Raw genomic sequence first — 17,879 nt, 5'->3', positions numbered from 1 at the left:
CGATGCATGTTCGGGCGGCGTTTTTTAATTCTGTTCAATGTTTTCTTGCTGTTACCAGCAAAAATCGCCCATCGCATAGGTCACATGGCGCCCGGTTACTTCCAAAAGCTGGTCCAACTTTGCCTTTTCCGGCAGGGTGCCGCGCGGGGCATCCAGTTCCTCGGCATGGATACCGCCGGTGACAAAGGCAATATCAAGCCCGGCTGCATTGGAACCGGCCACATCGGTTGAAAGCGAATCCCCAACCACCAGCAGGCGCGCATCAGGCCCCATATCAAAGGCCTGCAGGCAGAAATCATAGGCACTGGCAAGCGGCTTGCCTTCCCAGCGCACATTCCCACCCAGTTCTTCATAGCGGCCAGCAATGGCACCGGCACAGATAATGCGTTCACCACCCCGGATCACTTCGCGGTCCGGGTTCGGGCACAGCATGGGCAGGTTATGCGACAATGCCAGATGCAACATATCTTCATAATGCGATACCGGGTCATGGTCGTCATCCGGGCCGGTTACCAGCATCCAGTCAGCATCTTCAAGGGTATCGACAACCTCGACATCCTGTTCTTCAAACATGGAATGGTCACGTACCGGGCCAACACGAAACACCTTGCGCCCCAGTTTGCCGTACCAGGCATCCACCCGGTCACGCAGCTGGTGATAGGCAATTTCACCCGATGCCACCGCCGGGCCATAAAGGGCACGGTCAATGCCCATATCTTCCATGCGGGCAATCACCACGCTGGAACGGCGCGGCGCGTTGGATAAAAGCGCAACCGGGATGCTCGCATCCTTCAGGGCCTTCATCGCCGTGATCGAATTGGGATAGGGCGTTACCCCGTCATGCACCACACCCCACAAATCCAGGATCACGGCATCATAATTTCCGATCACTTCGGACAGGCCGTTAATCATCTGATAGGGCGTTTGCGGCATCGGGTTTCTCCTGCGAGGATCACGCACCGCACAGGCATCACCTGCGCAGTAATTTCACTTCATTACCGGCAGATCAATCCTGCTTCGGTGCTTCCGGTTTTACGGTTTCGGCTTTGGCTGAACCATCCGTGTCGGCTTTCTCTGCCGCATCAGTGGCTGGCTCTGGTGCATCAACCTTGGCATCGGCCGTTGCTGCGGCGGCGGTTGCGCTTGCAACTTCGGCCGCAGGGGCATCCGCAATCACGGCATCATTCGCAGGTGCTGCTTGCGTCGCACGGGCAACTTCGTCAATCGCGGCATGTTTGCCACTGATTTCCGGGAATGCCGCGCCAACGGCATCGGCCACCGATGCAAAACCATCCTGACGCAGGCGTTTTTCAAGGTCCTCCTTGATTTCCTGTGCCATGCCCGGCCCGTGATAAACCAGTGCTGAATAAAGCTGCACCAGTGAGGCGCCATTCAAAATCTTTTCATAGGCATCTTTGCCCGATGCAATCCCGCCAACACCAATCAGCGGCACCTGGCCTTTGGTCAGGCGGTAAAAATCGGCCAGAACCTTGGTAGAAGGTGCCATCAAAGGCGGCCCGGAAAGACCACCGGTTTCCGACTGGTCATAGCTGTTCAGGCCAACCGGGCGGTCGATTGTGGTGTTGGAAACGATCATGCCATCAATTTTCAGATCCAGCACAACGCTTGCAATATCGGCCTTGTCATCTTCCGTCAGGTCCGGCGCAACCTTCAACAATACCGGCACACCCGGTGCGGCATCATCGCGCGCGGCCAGAACAGCCGATAAAAGCTGCGCCAGCGGTTCGCGGCCCTGAAGCGCGCGCAGGCCCGGGGTATTGGGCGATGAAACATTTACCACCAGATAATCGGCAAAGGGGCCAAGGGCGCGAACACCTTTTGCGTAATCGTCGGCGGCATCGGCGGCATATTTGTTTTTACCAAGATTGGCACCCAGAATGCCCCGGCGCGCGCGTTTGCGCAAACGGGTGGCAACAATGGCCGAACCATCATTGTTAAATCCCATGCGGTTGATCACCGCACGGTCGGAATACAGGCGAAACAGGCGTGGTTTGCGGTTGCCCGGTTGCGGTTCCGGCGTTACCGACCCGATTTCGACAAAACCAAAACCCTGATCAAGCATACGGTTGGGAACTTCGGCATTTTTGTCAAACCCGGCAGCAAGGCCAACCGGATTGGCAAATTTGCGGCCAAAAACCTCGCATTCCAGAAGCGGGCTGCGATCAAGTGCGCCTTCGGGTTTTGGCACCAGATTATGCTTTAACGCCCACAGGGCCAGCCCGTGTGAACATTCCGGGTCAATCCAGCGAACTACCGGCAAAACAAAAGTTTTATACCACCCCACCCGATATGCTCCGTTCATCTGTTGGTTCCTGTCCCTGTTCTTAGCCGTGCGAACAGGCCGGGGCAAGACATGTCTGATACAAACTGCCCTGCCCGCACGTTTTGCCACCCATTTTCACGATCAATGGCCGTTTTGACAGCCCACCAGCCCATCAGGCGCGCAGGCGTTCTTCTTCTTCCTCGATACGCTGGTCAAAGGCGGCACGCGCCCTTTCAACCTCGTCAAGGTTATCAACAGTCCATTTATAAAGCGCCTTGAACGGCCCTTTTAACTGGCACCCCAGTTCCGTCACGCTGTATTGCACGGCAACAGGGGATGTCGCGATCACTTCGCGCTCGACCAGGCCATTACGTTCCAGGCGGCGCAGCGTCTGGGTCAGGGCCTTTTGGGTGATGCCTTCAAGCTGGCGGCGAATGGCGTTAAAGCGCATCGGTCCGCTATCAAGAACCGTCAGAATCATCATCGACCATTTATCGGCTATCTGGTCAAACAGCTTCCGGCTGGGGCAATCAACATGGAACCGCTGCGGATTACACATCCCGTTATAGTCGTCCATAAGGTTTCCTTAAATATACCTGGTTGGTTTCGGGTGCCTGATTGACAGTAAGTATATTTTTTATATCTAAACAGCAAATCACTTTTCCAAAGGAAATCCGCATGAGCTCGACCGATATTCTGTTCAAACCCTTCAAAATCAAATCGCTGGAACTTGCCAACCGCATCGTGATGGCACCAATGACCCGTTCCATGGCACCGGCGGGTATTCCCGGTGCGGCCAATGCCGCCTATTACAAACGCCGCGCTGAAGGCCAGGTTGGCCTGATCCTGTCCGAAGGCACCGTGATTGACCGCCCGGCATCACGCAATGATTTCAACATTCCCTTATTCCATGGCGAAGAAGCCCTTGCCGGCTGGAAAGGCGTGATTGATGCCGTGCATGAAGCCGGTGGCAAAATGGGCCCGCAAATCTGGCATACCGGCTCGGTCACCAGCTTCATGACCGACTGGGTGCCCGATGTTGCCGTTGAAAGCCCCTCAGCCCTTGAAGGCCCGGACAAACCGCGTGGCAAAGCCATGAGCGACGAAGACATCGCCGATACCATTGCCGCCTTTGCCAAGGCCGCTGCCGATGCCAAACGCCTGGGCTTTGACGTTGCCGAAATCCATGGCGCGCACGGCTATCTGATTGACCAGTTCTTCTGGGATGGCACCAACCACCGTGATGATAATTACGGCGGCAAAACCATTGCCGAACGCTCGCGTTTTGCTGTTGAAATCATTGCCGCCGTGCGCAAGGCCGTTGGCCCCGATTTCCCGATCATCATTCGTCTGTCGCAGTGGAAACAGCAGGATTACGCCGCCCGCCTTGCCACCAGCCCCGCCGAAATGGAAAGCTGGCTGGCACCGATGGCCGATGCTGGCGTGGATATTTTCCATTGCTCGCAGCGCCGTTTCTGGGAACCGGAATTCCCCGAAATTGACGGCGAAGACGGCCTTAACTTTGCGGGATGGGCCAAGAAAATTACCGGTGCGGCCACCATCAGCGTTGGTTCGGTTGGCCTTTCGGGCGACTTTATCGGTTCATTCTCGGGCGAAGAAGTCAGCAATGCTGGCATCGACAAACTTTTGACCCGCATGGAACGTGATGAATTTGACCTGGTGGCTGTGGGCCGCGCCCTGCTGAGCGATCCGAACTGGGTCGCAAAAGTCCAGAACGGCAATGGCGACAAGGTTGAAACCTTCACCCCGGCATCCCTGGGCGAACTCGTCTAAGCTGGTGGTAATCCCACAGCAATCGCCGTTTGCATGATATATGCGGTAACAGGGCTTTTGGTTCTGTTACCGCTTTTTTTGCGGGCTGTTCCCGTCCGGCAAACCTGCTTGCTAACCCACCCTGTAATTTGCCACACTTGATGCCCGGCCCTCGCGCACAAGGAACGGCCATGACAGAAGATGATATTCGCAGGCTCAGGCAAAACATCGCCCGCCACCCTGACGGCACGTTTCACTTTCCCGAAATTTATGGCGCGGGCTGGGATGATCTTTATATCGGGGACCGGGTAAAGCTGGGGCATGCCTTTTTAAACGCCGTGCGCGCCGGGCATTTCCCCGGCGTTAGCGATAGCGGCATGAAAAAGAAAGGCGGCCGGATTTACATAAAATCCGGCACTTCAGATACGGGTGATGAACCCGGGCGTTAAGGATTAACGCAAATCTTCGGGCAGAATGTGAACACCGTTTTCATCAAGGTTCACATCATCCACCCGAAACACATCTGCCACTTTCAGCTTGGCATATAGATGCGGAAACAGCGTGCCACCTCGTGCAGGCTCCCATTTAATATAGGCTTCAATCGGGGCGACAGGCACATGCAGCAGCTTCAAATGATCGCGCCCGGCATAATGCAAGGCCAGCGTCGCAGCCAGGGTTTCACCGGTTGAAAAATGAATGAAGCCATCCGCAATGTCATGCGGTGCGCCCTGATACTCACCCAGCGCAACGGCTTTCGCCCATTCATCACTGCCAAGTACACGATATATGGTTTGTTCGTTCATGCCCGGAATTTAGGGTATCACCCGCACCACCGCAAGCACCCCACACACAATTCATCACGCCGTTTGTTCCACCGGCTGAATCAGGATATCGGCGGGAATATTCCAGTTGGCATGCAAAATGCGAATTTGCTTAAGCGATAGCCCGGCCTTGCGATTGATAAATTCTGACGCGCGGGAACGACTGCCCAGAACCCTCCCCAACTCTGCCCGTTCAAGACCGTTCTGCTCCATATAAAACAATACAGCCGCCACCGGGTCCGGTGCTGCTATCGGGAAACGCTGTTCTTCATATTTATCAACAAGAATACCCAGCAATTCCAATTGATCATGGGCTTCCGTACCTTCTTTGGCGTCCCACAATTCGCCCATCAATTCCAGGGCATCTTCATAATCGGCTTCGGTATGGATCGGCTTGATATTTGGCATCTGTTGCTCCTGCAACCATGTACCCAACTAGAACTGGTCAATCGTGGTGGCGTCAATCTTGTCGTAGTCTTCGTGCGTGCCGATAAATTTGATCCAGGCAATTCCGGCACTCATCTTGAAACTGACAATCAGGCGATAGTCATTGCCGTGAATTTTAAAACGAACCCGTTCGCCTTTAATCACTTTCGCGGTTGAAAAATCGTTCAGCACATCCTGGGTCGTTAACCAGTTCGCTTTCTTTGTGCGGTCAAACCACGCCCGAAGGGATTGTTCCGTTTCAGGGTGTTTCTCCCAAAAAGCAATCAGGCTGCTTCGCTTGATGATGCGCAATCCGTTTCCCCGGCAAACAACCTGCTTACGTCATGTCTCGCTTGATCATCAGTAAAAGATATCACCTCGAACACCAAACAACAAGGCTGTGTTCCATTTTTTGGAACACAGCCTTGTTTATAGCATAAAACGCGGATTACGCCTGCGCCGAACTATTTCGGGAAGTTTGACGGAAACAGCGCGCGTTTGGCGACATCGTCCATTTCGGTCTTGAACGCGTGTGATGCCAGCAGTTTGCGCGCACGTTCCACAGCCTGGCGGGAATTGACGAAATCAAACCAGCGCGCCAGATGCGGGAAGCTTTCAAGCGGGATGCTTTCGCCCTTCATCACCACCGGTGCGCGGTCGATCCAGCCCCAAAGCGATATATCGGCAATGGTGTAGCTATCGCCAACGACATGGTCGCGCCCGGCAAGATGCGTGTTAAGCACGCCATAATGGCGTTCAATTTCACGGCGATAACGATTGACGGCATAGTCAAGCGGCTGGGGGGCGGCATGCTGGAAATGCACCGCCTGTCCGGAAAACGGCCCAACGCCACTGGCAATGAAAAACAGCCAGGACAGCAATTCACCCCGGTCGGCATCATCGCCCAGGAACTGCCCGGTTTTTTCCGCCAGATACAGCAAAATCGCCGAACTGTCGAAAACGCGCACCTCTTTGCCACCGGCACCGTCGGTGTCAACAATGGCTGGTACTTTGCCATTGGGGTTAATCTTTAAAAAGGCGTCGCTGTACTGTTCACCTTTTTTTGTATCAACCGGCAGGGCTTCATATTCAATGCCTGCTTCTTCAAGGAAAAGTGCGACTTTGGCCGGGTTCGGCGTAGGGTGAAAATAGAAACGGATCATCGAAGAAGTCTCCTTTCACCAGCAGGGCGCTGGCGAATAGCTTGAGTTTTAAAACGATCGTTCTACAATGGCGTCATTGATGATCAAACGCAAGCCTTGCCGATAAATTATAAATCTGTCAGGGAAATGACAGTGCCTGTTTCACGCAGGCGTCGGCATGGCAATTCAAAAGGATGTCCGATGATTGAACTTTATTACTGGCCCACACCAAATGGCCACAAGATCACGCTGTTTCTTGAAGAGGCAGGACTGGATTACGAAATCCACCCGGTGAATATCAGCGCCGGTGACCAGTTCCAACCCGACTTCCTCGCCTTCTCGCCCAATAACCGTATGCCCGCGATCATTGACCGCGCCCCGGCCGATGGCGGCGATGCCATTACGGTTTTTGAATCCGGTGCGATTTTGCAATATCTGGCCGAAAAAACCGGCAAATTCCTGCCAACCGATGTGCGCGGTCGCAAAACCGTAATGGAATGGCTGTTCTGGCAGATGGGTGGTCTTGGGCCGATGCTGGGCCAAAATCACCATTTTGGCACCTATGCGCCCGAAAAAATCCCCTATGCCATCAATCGCTATGTCAATGAAACCAACCGTCTTTACGGCGTGCTGAACAAGCGCCTTGAAGGCCGCGATTTCATTGCCGATACCGGCTATTCGATTGCCGATATGGCCTGCTATCCCTGGATCGTTCCCCATGAACGCCAGCAGCAGAACCTGGATGATTTCCCCAACCTAAAGCGCTGGTTTACCGCCATTGGCGAACGCAAAGGCACGATTGATGCCTATGCCAAAGGCAAGGCCGAGCATTTCACGCCGACCGTGACCGAAGAAAGCAAGAAAATCCTGTTTGGCCAGACCGCCAAATCAGGCAAGCAGGATTAATCCTGCCCAAACGCAAAAACAAGCCGCCCTGCCAAATCGGCAGGGCGGCTTTCAAAATCAGGCAATCAGACCATCAAAACCAAACAGGCAATCAGGGCTGCAATCACCAATATACCTGCCGCAATCATGACCACGCCATCACGTAAAATCATTGCCAGCCCGAAACCGCTCACCGCTATCATTGGCATTCCAGCGGCAAGGGGGATAACCTCCAGCAATGGCATAGGCAGCACCAAAAGCAGGCATATGATGGCCGCAATCTGCATGGTTCGTGGCGTAAACAGCCCTTGCAACCGTTCATGGAAATGCCGGTCCAGCCACCTTGCAACGGGATAGATTTTTTTCATCGCCGTTTCAAGCCGGGCCCCCGAAACAGCAATGTTTTCAAGAAAATCGGGTAACCAAATATGGCGCCGCCCCAAAACAATCTGCCCGGCAAACAGCACCACAATCAGCGCCAGTAATGTTGGCATACCGGGAATAGCCCCCAACGGCGATATCCCCGCCAGGCCAGGCACCAACAAAAACGGGCCATAACTGCGATAACGCAGCGCATGGGTAATTTCACCCAATGTTACCTTGCCCTTTTGGCGGCCAATACCCCGCAGCCGGTCGATAATACCGGTCAAAGGACGGGAATTGCGACTGTAATTCGATGTATCCGTTGGGGTATTTTCAGGTTTTGTCGTTTGATCACGCATATCCTGCCAACGCCAAAAACCATGTATGGTTCCAACGCTGGCCTAGCCCTCAAACCGTTTGTCGCTGCTGCGTTTCACCACCGAAATCCCCAATACCGCCAGCGCCACACCCCAGATCGGGCTGGTATTGACCAATGCGGCAATAATCGCCGGGGCCTCTGCCGGGGTCAGCACAATGGCGGCCGCAATTGCGCCCATCATCATGATCCAGGTCAGCGCCACGGCATATCCAAAACTGGGCCGCCAGCGCCGGACATACGCATCCCCCGATGATATTTCGGCGCGAATGGTTTTGTTCACGGCCCTGATCACGGCACTGTCATGTTTCAATTCGGCGCGCATCAGGGCTTCGGCATGGCGGTTGGCCTCGGCCAGGGCCGTTGCATCCACCGCCCCCTGCCCAACCAGATTTTCCATATCACGCAGGCCCTTTGCTGCCGTTTTGGCAACCGGGTTATCCAGGGCATCCAACCCTGCCCCAACCGCCTTGATCAATAAAGGCAAACCAATTTGCGCCAGAATTGCCGGTATCATCCATCATCCCCCTAAAGCGAAAAAAGGCGCTATCGCATCACCGATACCGCCCTGCCCCCGGTAACTGCTCCAATTGCTCCAATTGCTCCAATTGCTCCTGCTTACCGCCCTAACCAATACCCGCATAAAAAACATGATTGCCAATTTCACAAAGCGGCACATGCCCCCGCGCCCACCACGGGTCAATTTGCACAACATGATAATGGGTTGCGCCCTGCACCGGGTCTGGCAACAGGCCATCGATCGCGCGTTTGGCAACACGCCGACACAGGCGAAAGGCCGGGTCGCGATCATTGACCCGCAACAGTTTTTCGCGGTTGGGGTCCCCTTCATTCCAGCACGAAAACTGCCCCTTTTTCAGGCAAACAGCCACAATGTCATTGCCCCACCAATACCCGCCCCGCGCCTTTGAAAACGCAACACGGTTTAAAACCACAGCGGCAATCGCTTCCATACCGGCAAGGTCTTCGCCGCGGGCTTCGCCATAAATGGTACGCGCCAGAATATCCATGGGGGTTAACGAAGCCAGGGCATCAATCGTGCCTTTTCGTTCGCCCATCGCTTTTGCCGTCGCGATATGTGGCGGTTTTCTATTCGTTATCGTCATGCTGCTTTGCCTTTATGGTTTCGGGGTCATGATGAACAATCAGGGCTTGCGGGCGGGTTCGATATCGCGGCTTTCCAGCTTTGCCTCGATGCGCAGCAAATGGCCGGTTAACCGGCGTTCGACATCCTTCAGATAGGGGATGGAAACGTAATTTCGCGCGACATCAAGCTTGAAGGCCGCCAGCGCATCGCGGTTTTCCTGGGCATCCCGCTGGCTGATGCGCGAATGCTGGTCCAGATTGCGCTGAAATTCCGCCCGGCTGCGCCAGATCAGCCAAAACAGCCCCGCCAGGGCGGGAACCTCCACCACTGTCAGCCACCAGCCCAGATCCACCGGTTCCGTGATCATGATTTTCCCCATAAAAAAGACCCGCCGGAAAAATCCGGCGGGCCAGTTCAGGAGTTTCTCATCATTAAGAAACGTCCCCCTAATCGTAAGCTCGCTTGTCAAACACCCGCTTTATGTCGCTTTTCAGCCTGTTTTGGCACTTTGGATACTGTGCCGCTCTGTCGGGTGCGACGGGTGTTTTGTCAGGCCTTCGGTCCATTCAGGGTATAGGCAATTTCCTGCCATGCCTCGCCTGTCGCAATCAGGCAGCTTGGCCCGTCAGGATAGGTAAACAGGATCGACCATGTTTTCCCGTCCGGTCCCTTCAAAATTTCGATAACACCCCCGTTGGACGCCACCCCGGCGGCAACGGGCTGTTCTGAATATTTGGTGCTCAGGCTTTTCAGCACCGTGCTGCGGTCGCCACAAACGGGCGGGGCCGCGCCCGCCGGGGTTGTCAACATCACAGCGCCCAGCAACAGGGCAAGCAACACACCGACACGTAACATCTTCATGACCTCCCTTCTCCGGGCAGCATCAGGGAATGTTTCGTCCCGGCTACCATCACATCAAACCACTTCCTTTGGATAGTTAAAGCCCCACAACAACCTATCCTTTAATATAGATTAGAATTGCTACAGGCGAAAACAATAGCCATCGCAACTTTTAGGCGATGTTTTTTGATAATTTTCGCAACACCTTGAATACAGGCCATATTCAGGGGGAAAATTCCTGATCGGCATGGATGATATTGCCCGCAGGCCGCCAATCGCGCCCCAAAGCCGGGCGGGTGACCCTGGGCAGGCGCACCGGTTCAGCCAGGATGCAACCTGCAACAGCATCAAGCCCGTCATCACGGTTACCCCCACCGGGCCGCCATTCGCGCATTTCACGAATAAACGGCCCCTGCCAGATGCCGCGCTGCGCATGCAAAAGCCCCGCAGCCAGCACCGCACCGAACGCATCCGTGATGCGGGCTTCCTTGTTGCGTGTTTCGTGAAATTCGACCACCGCGCTAACACAGCCCGCCTGTTTCAGGCAGCGGCGCAAAATATTGGGCAAAAACCGGCCAATGCCATTGGTTTCCACCCGCACCACCGGCAACTGGTGACGCTTTACAAATTCGGCCACCTGCCGGCAAAGCTGGCTTGCTTCATCCTCACAGTCCAAAAGGGCGGCGCTGGTTTTAAGATAGGCCACATCATGCAGCCAGTATTCCCCCTGATCGCAGATATAAACCGCCGCAATCACCGCCCCATCCTGCACCTTGCCGCCAAAGGACGGGTCAAAATGGCAGCTTGCCGCCACCATCCGCCGCGCTCCAATCCTTAGCCGCCATTCACCATTGGCACTTTCAAATACGGCATCATCGTCATAGGGATGCAGGCGCGCCGGGTCCAGCGTCCCCTGATCAGGCGGCACCATATCCAGCATCATCTGGCTGGCAAATTTGCCGGTTGCGGTGCGGGCCTGAATTTGGGCAATTTTTGCCCGCGAAAAACGCTCCGGCCAGGCCGATTGCCCATCGGCATCCAAAATCGGCAGGCAAAACCGCGAAAACCCGGCCAAAAATGGCGCATCCTCGCCGGTTTCAGGGCGGGTTTCATCAGCATAGATGGAATAATAACTGTGCGGTGTACCAATAAAAACCTGCATCCCGCCGGGGCTGAGCACATAGGAAATTTCACCCAGCTTTTCACGCAGTTCAGACCGTTTATGCGCGGTATCGCAGGTTTTGGGTACCTCGACATCGTCGCAAATGACCACATCGGCGCGCGACCCGGTAATATTGCCGCCAATGCCCGCCGCCTGCATCGATGGATCGCGCAATTCGCCCGGCCGGTTAATGGTAAAACGTTCCGCCCCCCAGTCGCTTAACCGCGCGGGGATGGCCGTTTTTAACAGGGGGTGGCGCTCGACAATGCGTTTAACATTGCGCACCATCTTTTTGGCCAAATCCAGATCCGCCGCCAACACCAGAATGCGCAAATCCGGATTGCCATAAAGCAGCCAGGCACAAAACAGCCCCACCATGGTCGATTTGCCACTGTTGCGAAACGCCATTAACAGCAGCTCTTTGGGTCCGTTATCATGATGGTGTTCAAGCCATTGCGCCATTTTCTGATGATGCGCCGGTGTTTCAAGCCCCAGCGCCCGGTTCCATATCCAGACAAATTCGGCAAGGCTGGCCCGCTCTGCGCTCACGTTATTGTGCCCCTTCCCGTCTATCGTGGTTTTATGTGCTTCCGGCTTGATGCAATGCCTTGCGCGCATCGGCAATCAGGCGGGAAATGTCATCGCTGTTATCATCACCGCGATCTGTCGTTTCTGTCTGACCCGCCTCCTTTGTGCCCGCAATGTCCGCCTCCCGGACCCAGCGCAACAGCTTGATCAGGCTTTCAACATGGGCAAGGGCGGCCTTGCAGGCGGCCTGATAATTAACAAATCCCTTGGCATCCATGACACCGGCGGCTTCTTCTGCCACCCGGTGATAGGCCTCTCTGGCCCGGCGGATATCGGCAGGCAGGGTGCGCAACAATTCATCACGCAGCCCCACCAGCCGGGTGTTATCGGCATTTTCATTCTCCGCCGTGCCAACCCGGTCCTGGTCCTCGTTATGGCTCTGGTTATGGTTCAGGTCCCTACACCTGCCATAAATTGCCGGCAGTGCCGTTTCACGTTTGATCATGCAGCATTACCGGAACACAGTTCCATCAACCGCGCATCGCCAAGCCGCCCCGGCCAATAGGAAAGCGCGCGCACATAACCGTTCAAAAACCCCGATGCCCCGCCATACGACCCGATACGCAAATGCGCAAAATTGCGCGGCAGGGCAAACCCGCCGGGCGATTTCAGCACACCATTAACGGTGGCAACCGCAATTTCATCATCGTCAAAGGCAATCGCCACCCTGTTGCGCGCGCCGGGCACCAGCACGCCATAAAGCGATTGCGTTATCACCTGCTGCCCGGCCTTGCGCAGGCTGATGCGCAACTGGTTGGCTACGCTGTCATATCCCAGGTCAAGATGGTCATCATTCAGGCTGGTGGAATAAAGCTGCATCACCCGCCAAATCCCCTGCCACGCCGCAGGCAGGGCCAGGTCAAAAAACAGCGTTCCCGCCCCCGGTGCAAACCAGCCCGTGGTTAAATCCAGCATCACATCATCGCCATTGCGTGCCGCCGGGATGCCATTGCTGATCATATCGCTACTGGCAACGGGTGCGGCCTCCAATTGCGCATTCCACACCAGAATGGATGCACCAGCCCCGCTTAATGCCGTGCTGATTTTGGGGTAACGGCTGGTGGCCGATGCCACCTCGGCAAAGCCAACCCGTTGCCATTTTTCACCCAGTGTTACAGCATGTTGCGACGGCCCATTCACCCCGCCCAGCGTGATATCCGCCGTGCCCGAAACCGCGCGCATCCACATGGCAAAGGCATGGTTTGCCCCACTGGCAAGGTTATCCACCCGCTGATAAAGGTTGGCCGCGCCATCGGCGAAATCAATTTTCGTGGCACTATTGCTGCCATCCGGTGCCTGTCCGGCAGCGGCCTGTACCGTAACACCACTGCTTTTTTCCCAAATCGCATTGGTGAAATCGCTGGAATGGCGCAACAAATTGGCCGATGGCCCCTCAATCCGCAGGCCCAGCGCCCGGCCTTCGCCATCAAATTCAAATACCGGCTGGTTGGCATCAATATTGGCAATAACGCCAGTTTCCGTACGCGCATTTGTGGTGCTGGCGCGCGTTACCTGCAAATAATCCGTCAACGGCAAAAACCGCATCGCCATGTCACAGGCTCCATTTTCAAAATGGCCATAAACAAAACCCCGCCTGCATTAACAGACGGGGTACTTGGAACTCTGATTCTGGGGAAATCTCGCGGCGTCAAGGTCCGCAGGCCCGCCAGCCTATGCGCTTAGCCGCACGGCATGAAACCAGCTTGCCAGGCTGGTCGCAACGATATTGCGTGTATCACTGGCCCCATGTGCCACCCGCACCCGAAAGGCATTATCAGTGCCAATACCCGCCCGTGCGATGCCGCTACAGCGCAAAATTTTGCGGCCATCCGCGCCATTGGGCAGGGTATCAACCCCTTGCAAATGCATATTCCACCCGCCTGCCCCCAGCCGCTCCACAAACACCATACCCTGTACGGACTGATCCGCCAGTTCCAAGCAAATACCGATATCAAAATGGTAAAATCCCGGCGGCACATCATGGATGCCATCCGTTCCCGCGTCATAAAGCCCGTGGCTGTCTTCAATGATGCTGTCCCATTCCACCACAAACTCGCCCCCTGCCGGGATCGCCTGTTTCTGGGTGCGCAACATTTTTACCAACGGCCCGCCACTGCGAACGCTCAGCACCTGCCAGCGGGTGCCATCGCAAAAAACATCCACCGCATCCCCACGCAGCGGCAGGGTAAAAACACCTGCATCAACGCCCCCGTCAACCGGGTGCAAAACATCGCCTTCGGCTGCCGCGATATCGGTTGCCGTGCCATCGCCATTAAAAATGCGAAACATCACGCCATTTCGCGCGGCCCCACACGGCGGCAGGGTAATGCGCCCGCCATTGGAAACCCGCACCACCGCCCCGCTTTGCATCACATCAAGCACCCGGTTGCCCGGTGCATCAACCATCGGGCTGCGTCTTTCATCCTGAAAGGCCAGCGCCTTCTGCCCCCGGCAATCAAGCTGCAATAACGCCGTTGCATTCTGGCTGACAAACCCGGCAAGGGACTGGCGCGCCAGCTCGGCCGCGCTATCGGCTTCATTTGCGGCAATTTGTGCGCTTTGGCTGGCGGCCGCCGCCCCATTAATTGCCGCACTATCAGGGCCGTTAATCAATTGGCGTGCGGTCGCATCCCACATAATGGCGCGGTTGGCCTGGGGTTGGGGCAACTGTGCGGTTACTTCCTGCCCGGCCCCGTTCAGGCCGCTTTCAGGCAGGCGCAATGTGCTGGCAAAACCGGCTTCAACATCACCCAGGGCTGCCAAAACATAATCAAAATCGGCGTTTAACACATCGGCACGCAGGCTGCTGCCGCTGTCATAATGGCTTAATCGCCGCAGGCCCAACCGCCGCGAAATCAAAATATCCGCCCCATCCGCCGGGGCAATGGCAAACTGCACCGCCCCGCCACTGGCGGCCGCACTGATTGTTCCGGCATCGCCACTGCTTTGCCCCTGGGCCTTGCGCAACGTAATGTCGATATTTTCGGCAATCACTTCGCCATTCACACTGACCGTCACGTCACCTGGCGCAAATACCCCAAATTCAAATGGAAATTCGCGGCTTTGCCCATCCCCGGCAAAGCGCACACTGGCAACGGCACCATCTGCAAAAATTGCCCCCATCCTAATTCCCCCAATTATCGCGGCGTGCAAACCACGATGAAATCTGCGACAGCGTATTATAGCGCGACGTATCAAGCAGGCTTTGCCGCCGGTATTGCGCGTTCTGGTCAATGCTGCTGCTTTGCCGTGCATAGGCGCCATTTGCCGCATCCTGCACATCCAGCAAACTTTGCGCCGCCCCGCTCAACACCGCCCCGGCCGATCCTGCCGCCCCCGCCGCCAGCCCCGATGCCCCCTGTCGGGCGCGCAAACTGGCCTGCTGGGCGCGTAACTGCCGGGCGCGCCTTTCGTCGTCGGCGGCCTTTTCGGCCGCCAGTGCCTGTTGCTGGCTATCGCGCTGTGCATCAATCTGGCTGGCGGTCCGGCGGGTTTGCTCGCGGTTATTGGCAATTTCGGCCCCGGTCTGCACCGCCCCTGCAATCACCGGCGCCCAATTGGAAAATCCACCCATCAGTCATTCACCCCCACTTCACTGCTAACCCCCAGCAACAAAAACGGCCCCGGCACATCGCCTGCAATACGCCAAAGCCCATCCTGCCCCCCACGTTTCCACCCCATGGCACGCACCGTAACATCCCCCCGAAAAAGCCCCCCCGCCGCATCCAGCACCCGACCAGAACCGGGCTTACGCAGGGGAATATCGCGCATGCCCCGCCCCACATCCACCGCCAGACCGGCACTGTCATGCAAACGAAAGGTCGCACAAACCAGCCGCAAACACGCCCCGCCATAGGGGCGCGATCCATCCCCGCCAACCGGCGGCAGGGCGGCAATTTCGTGGGTAAAGGGCAAACCGGCCACAATGGCATTTGCCGGGCTGGCAAGGGCAATATTCCCGCCCTCGACAACCACATCACGGTAAAGCTGCCCATCGGCCCAAACGGCAAGGCTTATGCCATCCAGCAAGCCAAACTGCCCCCAGCGTTCCTGCGGCAGGCTGCTTTCCCCGCCCTTGCTGGCAATCGCCAGATCAAAACCAATATCATCGTCAAACCGGCCCAGAAAAAACTGTCCGTCACGCTCAATCGCCAGGTAAACATCACCGCCACTAACCGCGACATTACGGAAATACCCATCTGTTTCCTGTGCGCTCCAGGCAGTAACCCCCTCGCTTCGATAAAGGGTCAGGGTGGCAAGGCTGCCATCGCCCATTACCACATGCAACAGCCTGCGATTGGCATCATAGGCCTGATCAACAGGCGATTTGATCAAATGTCCCGACAGCAACGCCAGGTCCGCCGCGCCATAGGCCTGCTCCAGATCGGTAAATAAAAATTCCCGCATTTCGCGGCCATTGCGCGCGGCAAAAACCGTTGCCCCATCAATATTGACTGGCGGCACATTGCGGTCTGCCGCACTGCCAATGCGCGTTTGCCGTGTGACCTGAATGTTTTGCGGCGTTAATGGCGTGCCGCTCACCATCCATTCCGCCCCACTGGTAAAAACCTGCAAATCACGGCCCGAAAACACCGCTGAAATCGCACTGACCTGATCCGCCAGCAGGGCAAATTCAATTGCCTCGTCATCCAGCCCTTCGCCCAGCTCAAAATTGAACAGGTCCCCCGAATGCGACATCCACAAACGGTTGGGCAAATCGCGTGATCCGCCAATCACCATCCGGTCCTGATGGAATGTCACGCTGCGCGGCCATCCCCGCACCGCCGAAAATGCCGGTTCGGCAAAATCCTGTGTTTCGGTGGCATCGGGCAGGGCTGCGCGCAGGGTCAGGGTGGCATGTCTGGCATCGCTAACACTTGCAATTTGCCCCTCCACCCCGCGCAGGCGCCATTGCAGGCCAACATGCCCTGCCACAAACACATCTTCACTTGCCACCAATGAAATGGTGCCACTGCTGCCCGATGGTTTTATCGACACATAAGGTTCGGCAAATTTGTAATAGGGTTGCTGGCGGCTGACATTGGTTTCCCCCCAAACCCAGCTTGTCACCAGCCAGTCATCATCTGTTTTCGGCACAATACGGATCGGCGTTACATCCGGGTGCACCACCAGCAACGTATCCGCACTTTGCGTCCAGCTCAGCAACGCTAAATGCTTGCCCTCAAACGGTGTGGTCAGTTCCTGCACCACCACATCACCGGCATAAACCGTGGCCCGCAAATGCCAGAACACCACCAGAAACGGCTGATCAACGTTAAATTCAAACGGCACCAGCCTTACCGGCCCCGAAACCGCATCAATCAACCGCACGCCGGGCCGCCGGCATACCCCGCCCGATGGCTGCACAAACACATTGCGCAATTTTGCCGCCCCATTGCGATAGGCGGCAATATCACCGCGCCCCCACAATTCCGGTGCCAGTTCGCCCGCGCTGAATGTCGTTTTTTCCAAAATGCTGCGCGCCATTATCCCCGTGCCTCCAACAGGGGAAAATCCTCTATCCGCCGTGGGGTGGATTGCTGGGCATCGGCCAGGCGCGCCTGATGAAACAAATCATCCGCCCGCTTGTGCAAATATTCCGCCCGGCTCGTACTTTCCGTCAGGGGCAGGCAAAATTCCGCTGCCAGCCGGGCGATCAATGCCATGTCAAACCACACCGGAAACGACGCCTCGGCCATCCGCCCGACATAGCGCAAATAGGCCCGGTTACTATCGCAGGCGACGATGCCTTTGCGCAGTTCAAATTCCGGCAAGGCACTTGCTTCACTTTCCAGCGCCAGCAGCCTTATGAAATCACCGGGCAGGGCAAATTCATGCATGCCATCGGGGGCTGTTTCATCTTCGCTATCTTGCGAAACCCGGCGCGACAGCCACTTGCCCCGTGCGGCAAACCGCCACGGATAGGCCGCCAGCATCCCGTCGCGCAAGGCCGGGTACAGCATTCCGGCCACCTCCGCCTCTACCGTTTCCTCGGCAAAGGATGCAATCGGGTTCACGCCAATCATCACCAGCGCCCGCGCGCACAGTGCCACATCGCTCAGGGCCATGTTTCTGCTCTCCCTTCGCCCAAAGAAAAGGCCCGGCTCACTTCTG

The 17,879-nt window shown here is 56.3% G+C and carries 22 protein-coding genes; 3 read left to right on the top strand and 19 right to left on the bottom strand.

Annotated elements, in window-relative coordinates; translation table 11 throughout:
• Positions 1 to 51: 51 nt before the first annotated feature.
• The 3 genes from CSC3H3_RS04905 to CSC3H3_RS04895 form a co-directional block, all read right to left on the bottom strand.
• Positions 52 to 933 (bottom strand): TIGR01459 family HAD-type hydrolase, encoded by an 882-nt coding sequence (locus CSC3H3_RS04905; RefSeq protein ID WP_101284100.1) that lies wholly within the window; start codon positions 931 to 933, stop codon positions 52 to 54.
• 73 nt (positions 934 to 1,006) lie between these two features.
• Complete coding sequence (locus tag CSC3H3_RS04900) at positions 1,007 to 2,323, bottom strand: quinone-dependent dihydroorotate dehydrogenase (protein ID WP_245881277.1); 1,317 nt, start codon at positions 2,321 to 2,323, stop codon at positions 1,007 to 1,009.
• Between the two features lie 133 nt (positions 2,324 to 2,456).
• Positions 2,457 to 2,861: a winged helix-turn-helix transcriptional regulator gene (locus CSC3H3_RS04895; protein WP_245881276.1), complete on the bottom strand. Its 405-nt coding sequence runs from the start codon at positions 2,859 to 2,861 to the stop codon at positions 2,457 to 2,459.
• 101 nt (positions 2,862 to 2,962) lie between these two features.
• Between CSC3H3_RS04895 and CSC3H3_RS04890 the strand changes: the two genes are divergently transcribed.
• Positions 2,963 to 4,078, top strand: a complete 1,116-nt coding sequence (locus CSC3H3_RS04890; protein ID WP_215907558.1) for an NADH:flavin oxidoreductase — start codon at positions 2,963 to 2,965, stop codon at positions 4,076 to 4,078.
• A gap of 170 nt (positions 4,079 to 4,248) precedes the next feature.
• Positions 4,249 to 4,506: a DUF1413 domain-containing protein gene (locus CSC3H3_RS04885; RefSeq protein ID WP_101284098.1), complete on the top strand. Its 258-nt coding sequence runs from the start codon at positions 4,249 to 4,251 to the stop codon at positions 4,504 to 4,506.
• Positions 4,507 to 4,509: 3 nt separating this feature from the next.
• Here CSC3H3_RS04885 and CSC3H3_RS04880 read toward each other — a convergent pair whose 3' ends face one another.
• The 4 genes from CSC3H3_RS04880 to CSC3H3_RS04865 form a co-directional block, all read right to left on the bottom strand.
• Entirely contained in the window at positions 4,510 to 4,860 is a 351-nt protein-coding gene (locus CSC3H3_RS04880; RefSeq protein ID WP_101284097.1) for a DUF952 domain-containing protein, read from the bottom strand.
• A 54-nt stretch (positions 4,861 to 4,914) separates the two neighbouring features.
• Positions 4,915 to 5,286 (bottom strand): helix-turn-helix domain-containing protein, encoded by a 372-nt coding sequence (locus CSC3H3_RS04875; protein ID WP_101284095.1) that lies wholly within the window; start codon positions 5,284 to 5,286, stop codon positions 4,915 to 4,917.
• A gap of 27 nt (positions 5,287 to 5,313) precedes the next feature.
• The gene (locus CSC3H3_RS04870) at positions 5,314 to 5,616 is read right to left on the bottom strand and encodes a type II toxin-antitoxin system HigB family toxin (RefSeq protein WP_101284093.1); all 303 of its coding nucleotides are present in this window, start codon (positions 5,614 to 5,616) and stop codon (positions 5,314 to 5,316) included.
• Positions 5,617 to 5,768: 152 nt separating this feature from the next.
• On the bottom strand, positions 5,769 to 6,467 hold the full coding sequence (locus CSC3H3_RS04865) for a glutathione S-transferase family protein (RefSeq protein ID WP_101284092.1): 699 nt from the start codon (positions 6,465 to 6,467) through the stop codon (positions 5,769 to 5,771).
• A 180-nt stretch (positions 6,468 to 6,647) separates the two neighbouring features.
• Between CSC3H3_RS04865 and CSC3H3_RS04860 the strand changes: the two genes are divergently transcribed.
• Positions 6,648 to 7,352 carry a glutathione binding-like protein gene (locus CSC3H3_RS04860; protein WP_101264039.1) on the top strand — a complete coding sequence of 235 codons (705 nt, stop codon included), beginning with the start codon at positions 6,648 to 6,650 and terminating at the stop codon, positions 7,350 to 7,352.
• 65 nt (positions 7,353 to 7,417) lie between these two features.
• Here the strand turns inward: CSC3H3_RS04860 and CSC3H3_RS04855 are convergent, their stop codons facing one another.
• The 12 genes from CSC3H3_RS04855 to CSC3H3_RS04800 form a co-directional block, all read right to left on the bottom strand.
• The gene (locus tag CSC3H3_RS04855; protein ID WP_101284090.1) at positions 7,418 to 8,053 is read right to left on the bottom strand and encodes an exopolysaccharide biosynthesis protein; all 636 of its coding nucleotides are present in this window, start codon (positions 8,051 to 8,053) and stop codon (positions 7,418 to 7,420) included.
• A gap of 42 nt (positions 8,054 to 8,095) precedes the next feature.
• Positions 8,096 to 8,587: a 3TM-type holin gene (locus tag CSC3H3_RS04850; protein WP_101284088.1), complete on the bottom strand. Its 492-nt coding sequence runs from the start codon at positions 8,585 to 8,587 to the stop codon at positions 8,096 to 8,098.
• Between the two features lie 109 nt (positions 8,588 to 8,696).
• Positions 8,697 to 9,194, bottom strand: coding sequence for a cell wall hydrolase (locus CSC3H3_RS04845; RefSeq protein WP_245881275.1), 498 nt, complete (start codon positions 9,192 to 9,194; stop codon positions 8,697 to 8,699).
• 39 nt (positions 9,195 to 9,233) lie between these two features.
• A complete protein-coding gene (locus CSC3H3_RS04840; protein WP_245881274.1) occupies positions 9,234 to 9,542 on the bottom strand; it encodes a hypothetical protein in 309 nt (102 codons plus the stop codon).
• A 182-nt stretch (positions 9,543 to 9,724) separates the two neighbouring features.
• The gene (locus CSC3H3_RS04835; RefSeq protein WP_245881273.1) at positions 9,725 to 10,036 is read right to left on the bottom strand and encodes a hypothetical protein; all 312 of its coding nucleotides are present in this window, start codon (positions 10,034 to 10,036) and stop codon (positions 9,725 to 9,727) included.
• A 202-nt stretch (positions 10,037 to 10,238) separates the two neighbouring features.
• Positions 10,239 to 11,726 (bottom strand): phage terminase large subunit, encoded by a 1,488-nt coding sequence (terL, locus tag CSC3H3_RS04830; protein WP_101284085.1) that lies wholly within the window; start codon positions 11,724 to 11,726, stop codon positions 10,239 to 10,241.
• A gap of 31 nt (positions 11,727 to 11,757) precedes the next feature.
• Positions 11,758 to 12,210, bottom strand: coding sequence for a hypothetical protein (locus tag CSC3H3_RS04825; protein WP_101284083.1), 453 nt, complete (start codon positions 12,208 to 12,210; stop codon positions 11,758 to 11,760).
• Complete coding sequence (locus CSC3H3_RS04820) at positions 12,207 to 13,316, bottom strand: phage head spike fiber domain-containing protein (RefSeq protein ID WP_101284081.1); 1,110 nt, start codon at positions 13,314 to 13,316, stop codon at positions 12,207 to 12,209. Before CSC3H3_RS04820 ends, CSC3H3_RS04825 begins: the two co-directional genes overlap by 4 nt.
• Before the next feature lie 120 nt (positions 13,317 to 13,436).
• Positions 13,437 to 14,888 carry a hypothetical protein gene (locus CSC3H3_RS04815; protein WP_101284079.1) on the bottom strand — a complete coding sequence of 484 codons (1,452 nt, stop codon included), beginning with the start codon at positions 14,886 to 14,888 and terminating at the stop codon, positions 13,437 to 13,439.
• A gap of 1 nt (position 14,889) precedes the next feature.
• Positions 14,890 to 15,339 carry a hypothetical protein gene (locus tag CSC3H3_RS04810; protein ID WP_101284077.1) on the bottom strand — a complete coding sequence of 150 codons (450 nt, stop codon included), beginning with the start codon at positions 15,337 to 15,339 and terminating at the stop codon, positions 14,890 to 14,892.
• Positions 15,339 to 17,252: a phage tail protein gene (locus tag CSC3H3_RS04805; RefSeq protein ID WP_101284075.1), complete on the bottom strand. Its 1,914-nt coding sequence runs from the start codon at positions 17,250 to 17,252 to the stop codon at positions 15,339 to 15,341. The genes CSC3H3_RS04810 and CSC3H3_RS04805 overlap by 1 nt, the downstream gene beginning before the upstream one ends.
• Positions 17,252 to 17,833, bottom strand: coding sequence for a phage connector family protein (locus CSC3H3_RS04800; protein WP_101284073.1), 582 nt, complete (start codon positions 17,831 to 17,833; stop codon positions 17,252 to 17,254). The genes CSC3H3_RS04805 and CSC3H3_RS04800 overlap by 1 nt, the downstream gene beginning before the upstream one ends.
• Between the last annotated feature and the right edge of the window lie 46 nt (positions 17,834 to 17,879).

This window comes from Thalassospira marina (genome assembly GCF_002844375.1).
Taxonomy (GTDB): Bacteria; Pseudomonadota; Alphaproteobacteria; order Rhodospirillales; family Thalassospiraceae; genus Thalassospira; species Thalassospira marina.
Note: the sequence above shows the minus strand (reverse complement) of the source record. Positions and strands in the feature narration are given on the sequence as shown.

Coding starts and splice junctions, on each gene's coding strand:
- CSC3H3_RS04905 (WP_101284100.1), bottom strand. CDS start 933: ATGCCGCAAACGCCCTATCAGATGATTAACGGCCTGTCCGAAGTGATC.
- CSC3H3_RS04900 (WP_245881277.1), bottom strand. CDS start 2,323: ATGAACGGAGCATATCGGGTGGGGTGGTATAAAACTTTTGTTTTGCCG.
- CSC3H3_RS04895 (WP_245881276.1), bottom strand. CDS start 2,861: ATGGACGACTATAACGGGATGTGTAATCCGCAGCGGTTCCATGTTGAT.
- CSC3H3_RS04890 (WP_215907558.1), top strand. CDS start 2,963: ATGAGCTCGACCGATATTCTGTTCAAACCCTTCAAAATCAAATCGCTG.
- CSC3H3_RS04885 (WP_101284098.1), top strand. CDS start 4,249: ATGACAGAAGATGATATTCGCAGGCTCAGGCAAAACATCGCCCGCCAC.
- CSC3H3_RS04880 (WP_101284097.1), bottom strand. CDS start 4,860: ATGAACGAACAAACCATATATCGTGTACTTGGCAGTGATGAATGGGCG.
- CSC3H3_RS04875 (WP_101284095.1), bottom strand. CDS start 5,286: ATGCCAAATATCAAGCCGATCCATACCGAAGCCGATTATGAAGATGCC.
- CSC3H3_RS04865 (WP_101284092.1), bottom strand. CDS start 6,467: ATGATCCGTTTCTATTTTCACCCTACGCCGAACCCGGCCAAAGTCGCA.
- CSC3H3_RS04860 (WP_101264039.1), top strand. CDS start 6,648: ATGATTGAACTTTATTACTGGCCCACACCAAATGGCCACAAGATCACG.
- CSC3H3_RS04855 (WP_101284090.1), bottom strand. CDS start 8,053: ATGCGTGATCAAACGACAAAACCTGAAAATACCCCAACGGATACATCG.
- CSC3H3_RS04850 (WP_101284088.1), bottom strand. CDS start 8,587: ATGATACCGGCAATTCTGGCGCAAATTGGTTTGCCTTTATTGATCAAG.
- CSC3H3_RS04845 (WP_245881275.1), bottom strand. CDS start 9,194: ATGACGATAACGAATAGAAAACCGCCACATATCGCGACGGCAAAAGCG.
- CSC3H3_RS04840 (WP_245881274.1), bottom strand. CDS start 9,542: ATGATCACGGAACCGGTGGATCTGGGCTGGTGGCTGACAGTGGTGGAG.
- CSC3H3_RS04835 (WP_245881273.1), bottom strand. CDS start 10,036: ATGAAGATGTTACGTGTCGGTGTGTTGCTTGCCCTGTTGCTGGGCGCT.
- CSC3H3_RS04825 (WP_101284083.1), bottom strand. CDS start 12,210: ATGATCAAACGTGAAACGGCACTGCCGGCAATTTATGGCAGGTGTAGG.
- CSC3H3_RS04820 (WP_101284081.1), bottom strand. CDS start 13,316: ATGGCGATGCGGTTTTTGCCGTTGACGGATTATTTGCAGGTAACGCGC.
- CSC3H3_RS04815 (WP_101284079.1), bottom strand. CDS start 14,888: ATGGGGGCAATTTTTGCAGATGGTGCCGTTGCCAGTGTGCGCTTTGCC.
- CSC3H3_RS04810 (WP_101284077.1), bottom strand. CDS start 15,339: ATGGGTGGATTTTCCAATTGGGCGCCGGTGATTGCAGGGGCGGTGCAG.
- CSC3H3_RS04805 (WP_101284075.1), bottom strand. CDS start 17,252: ATGGCGCGCAGCATTTTGGAAAAAACGACATTCAGCGCGGGCGAACTG.
- CSC3H3_RS04800 (WP_101284073.1), bottom strand. CDS start 17,833: ATGGCCCTGAGCGATGTGGCACTGTGCGCGCGGGCGCTGGTGATGATT.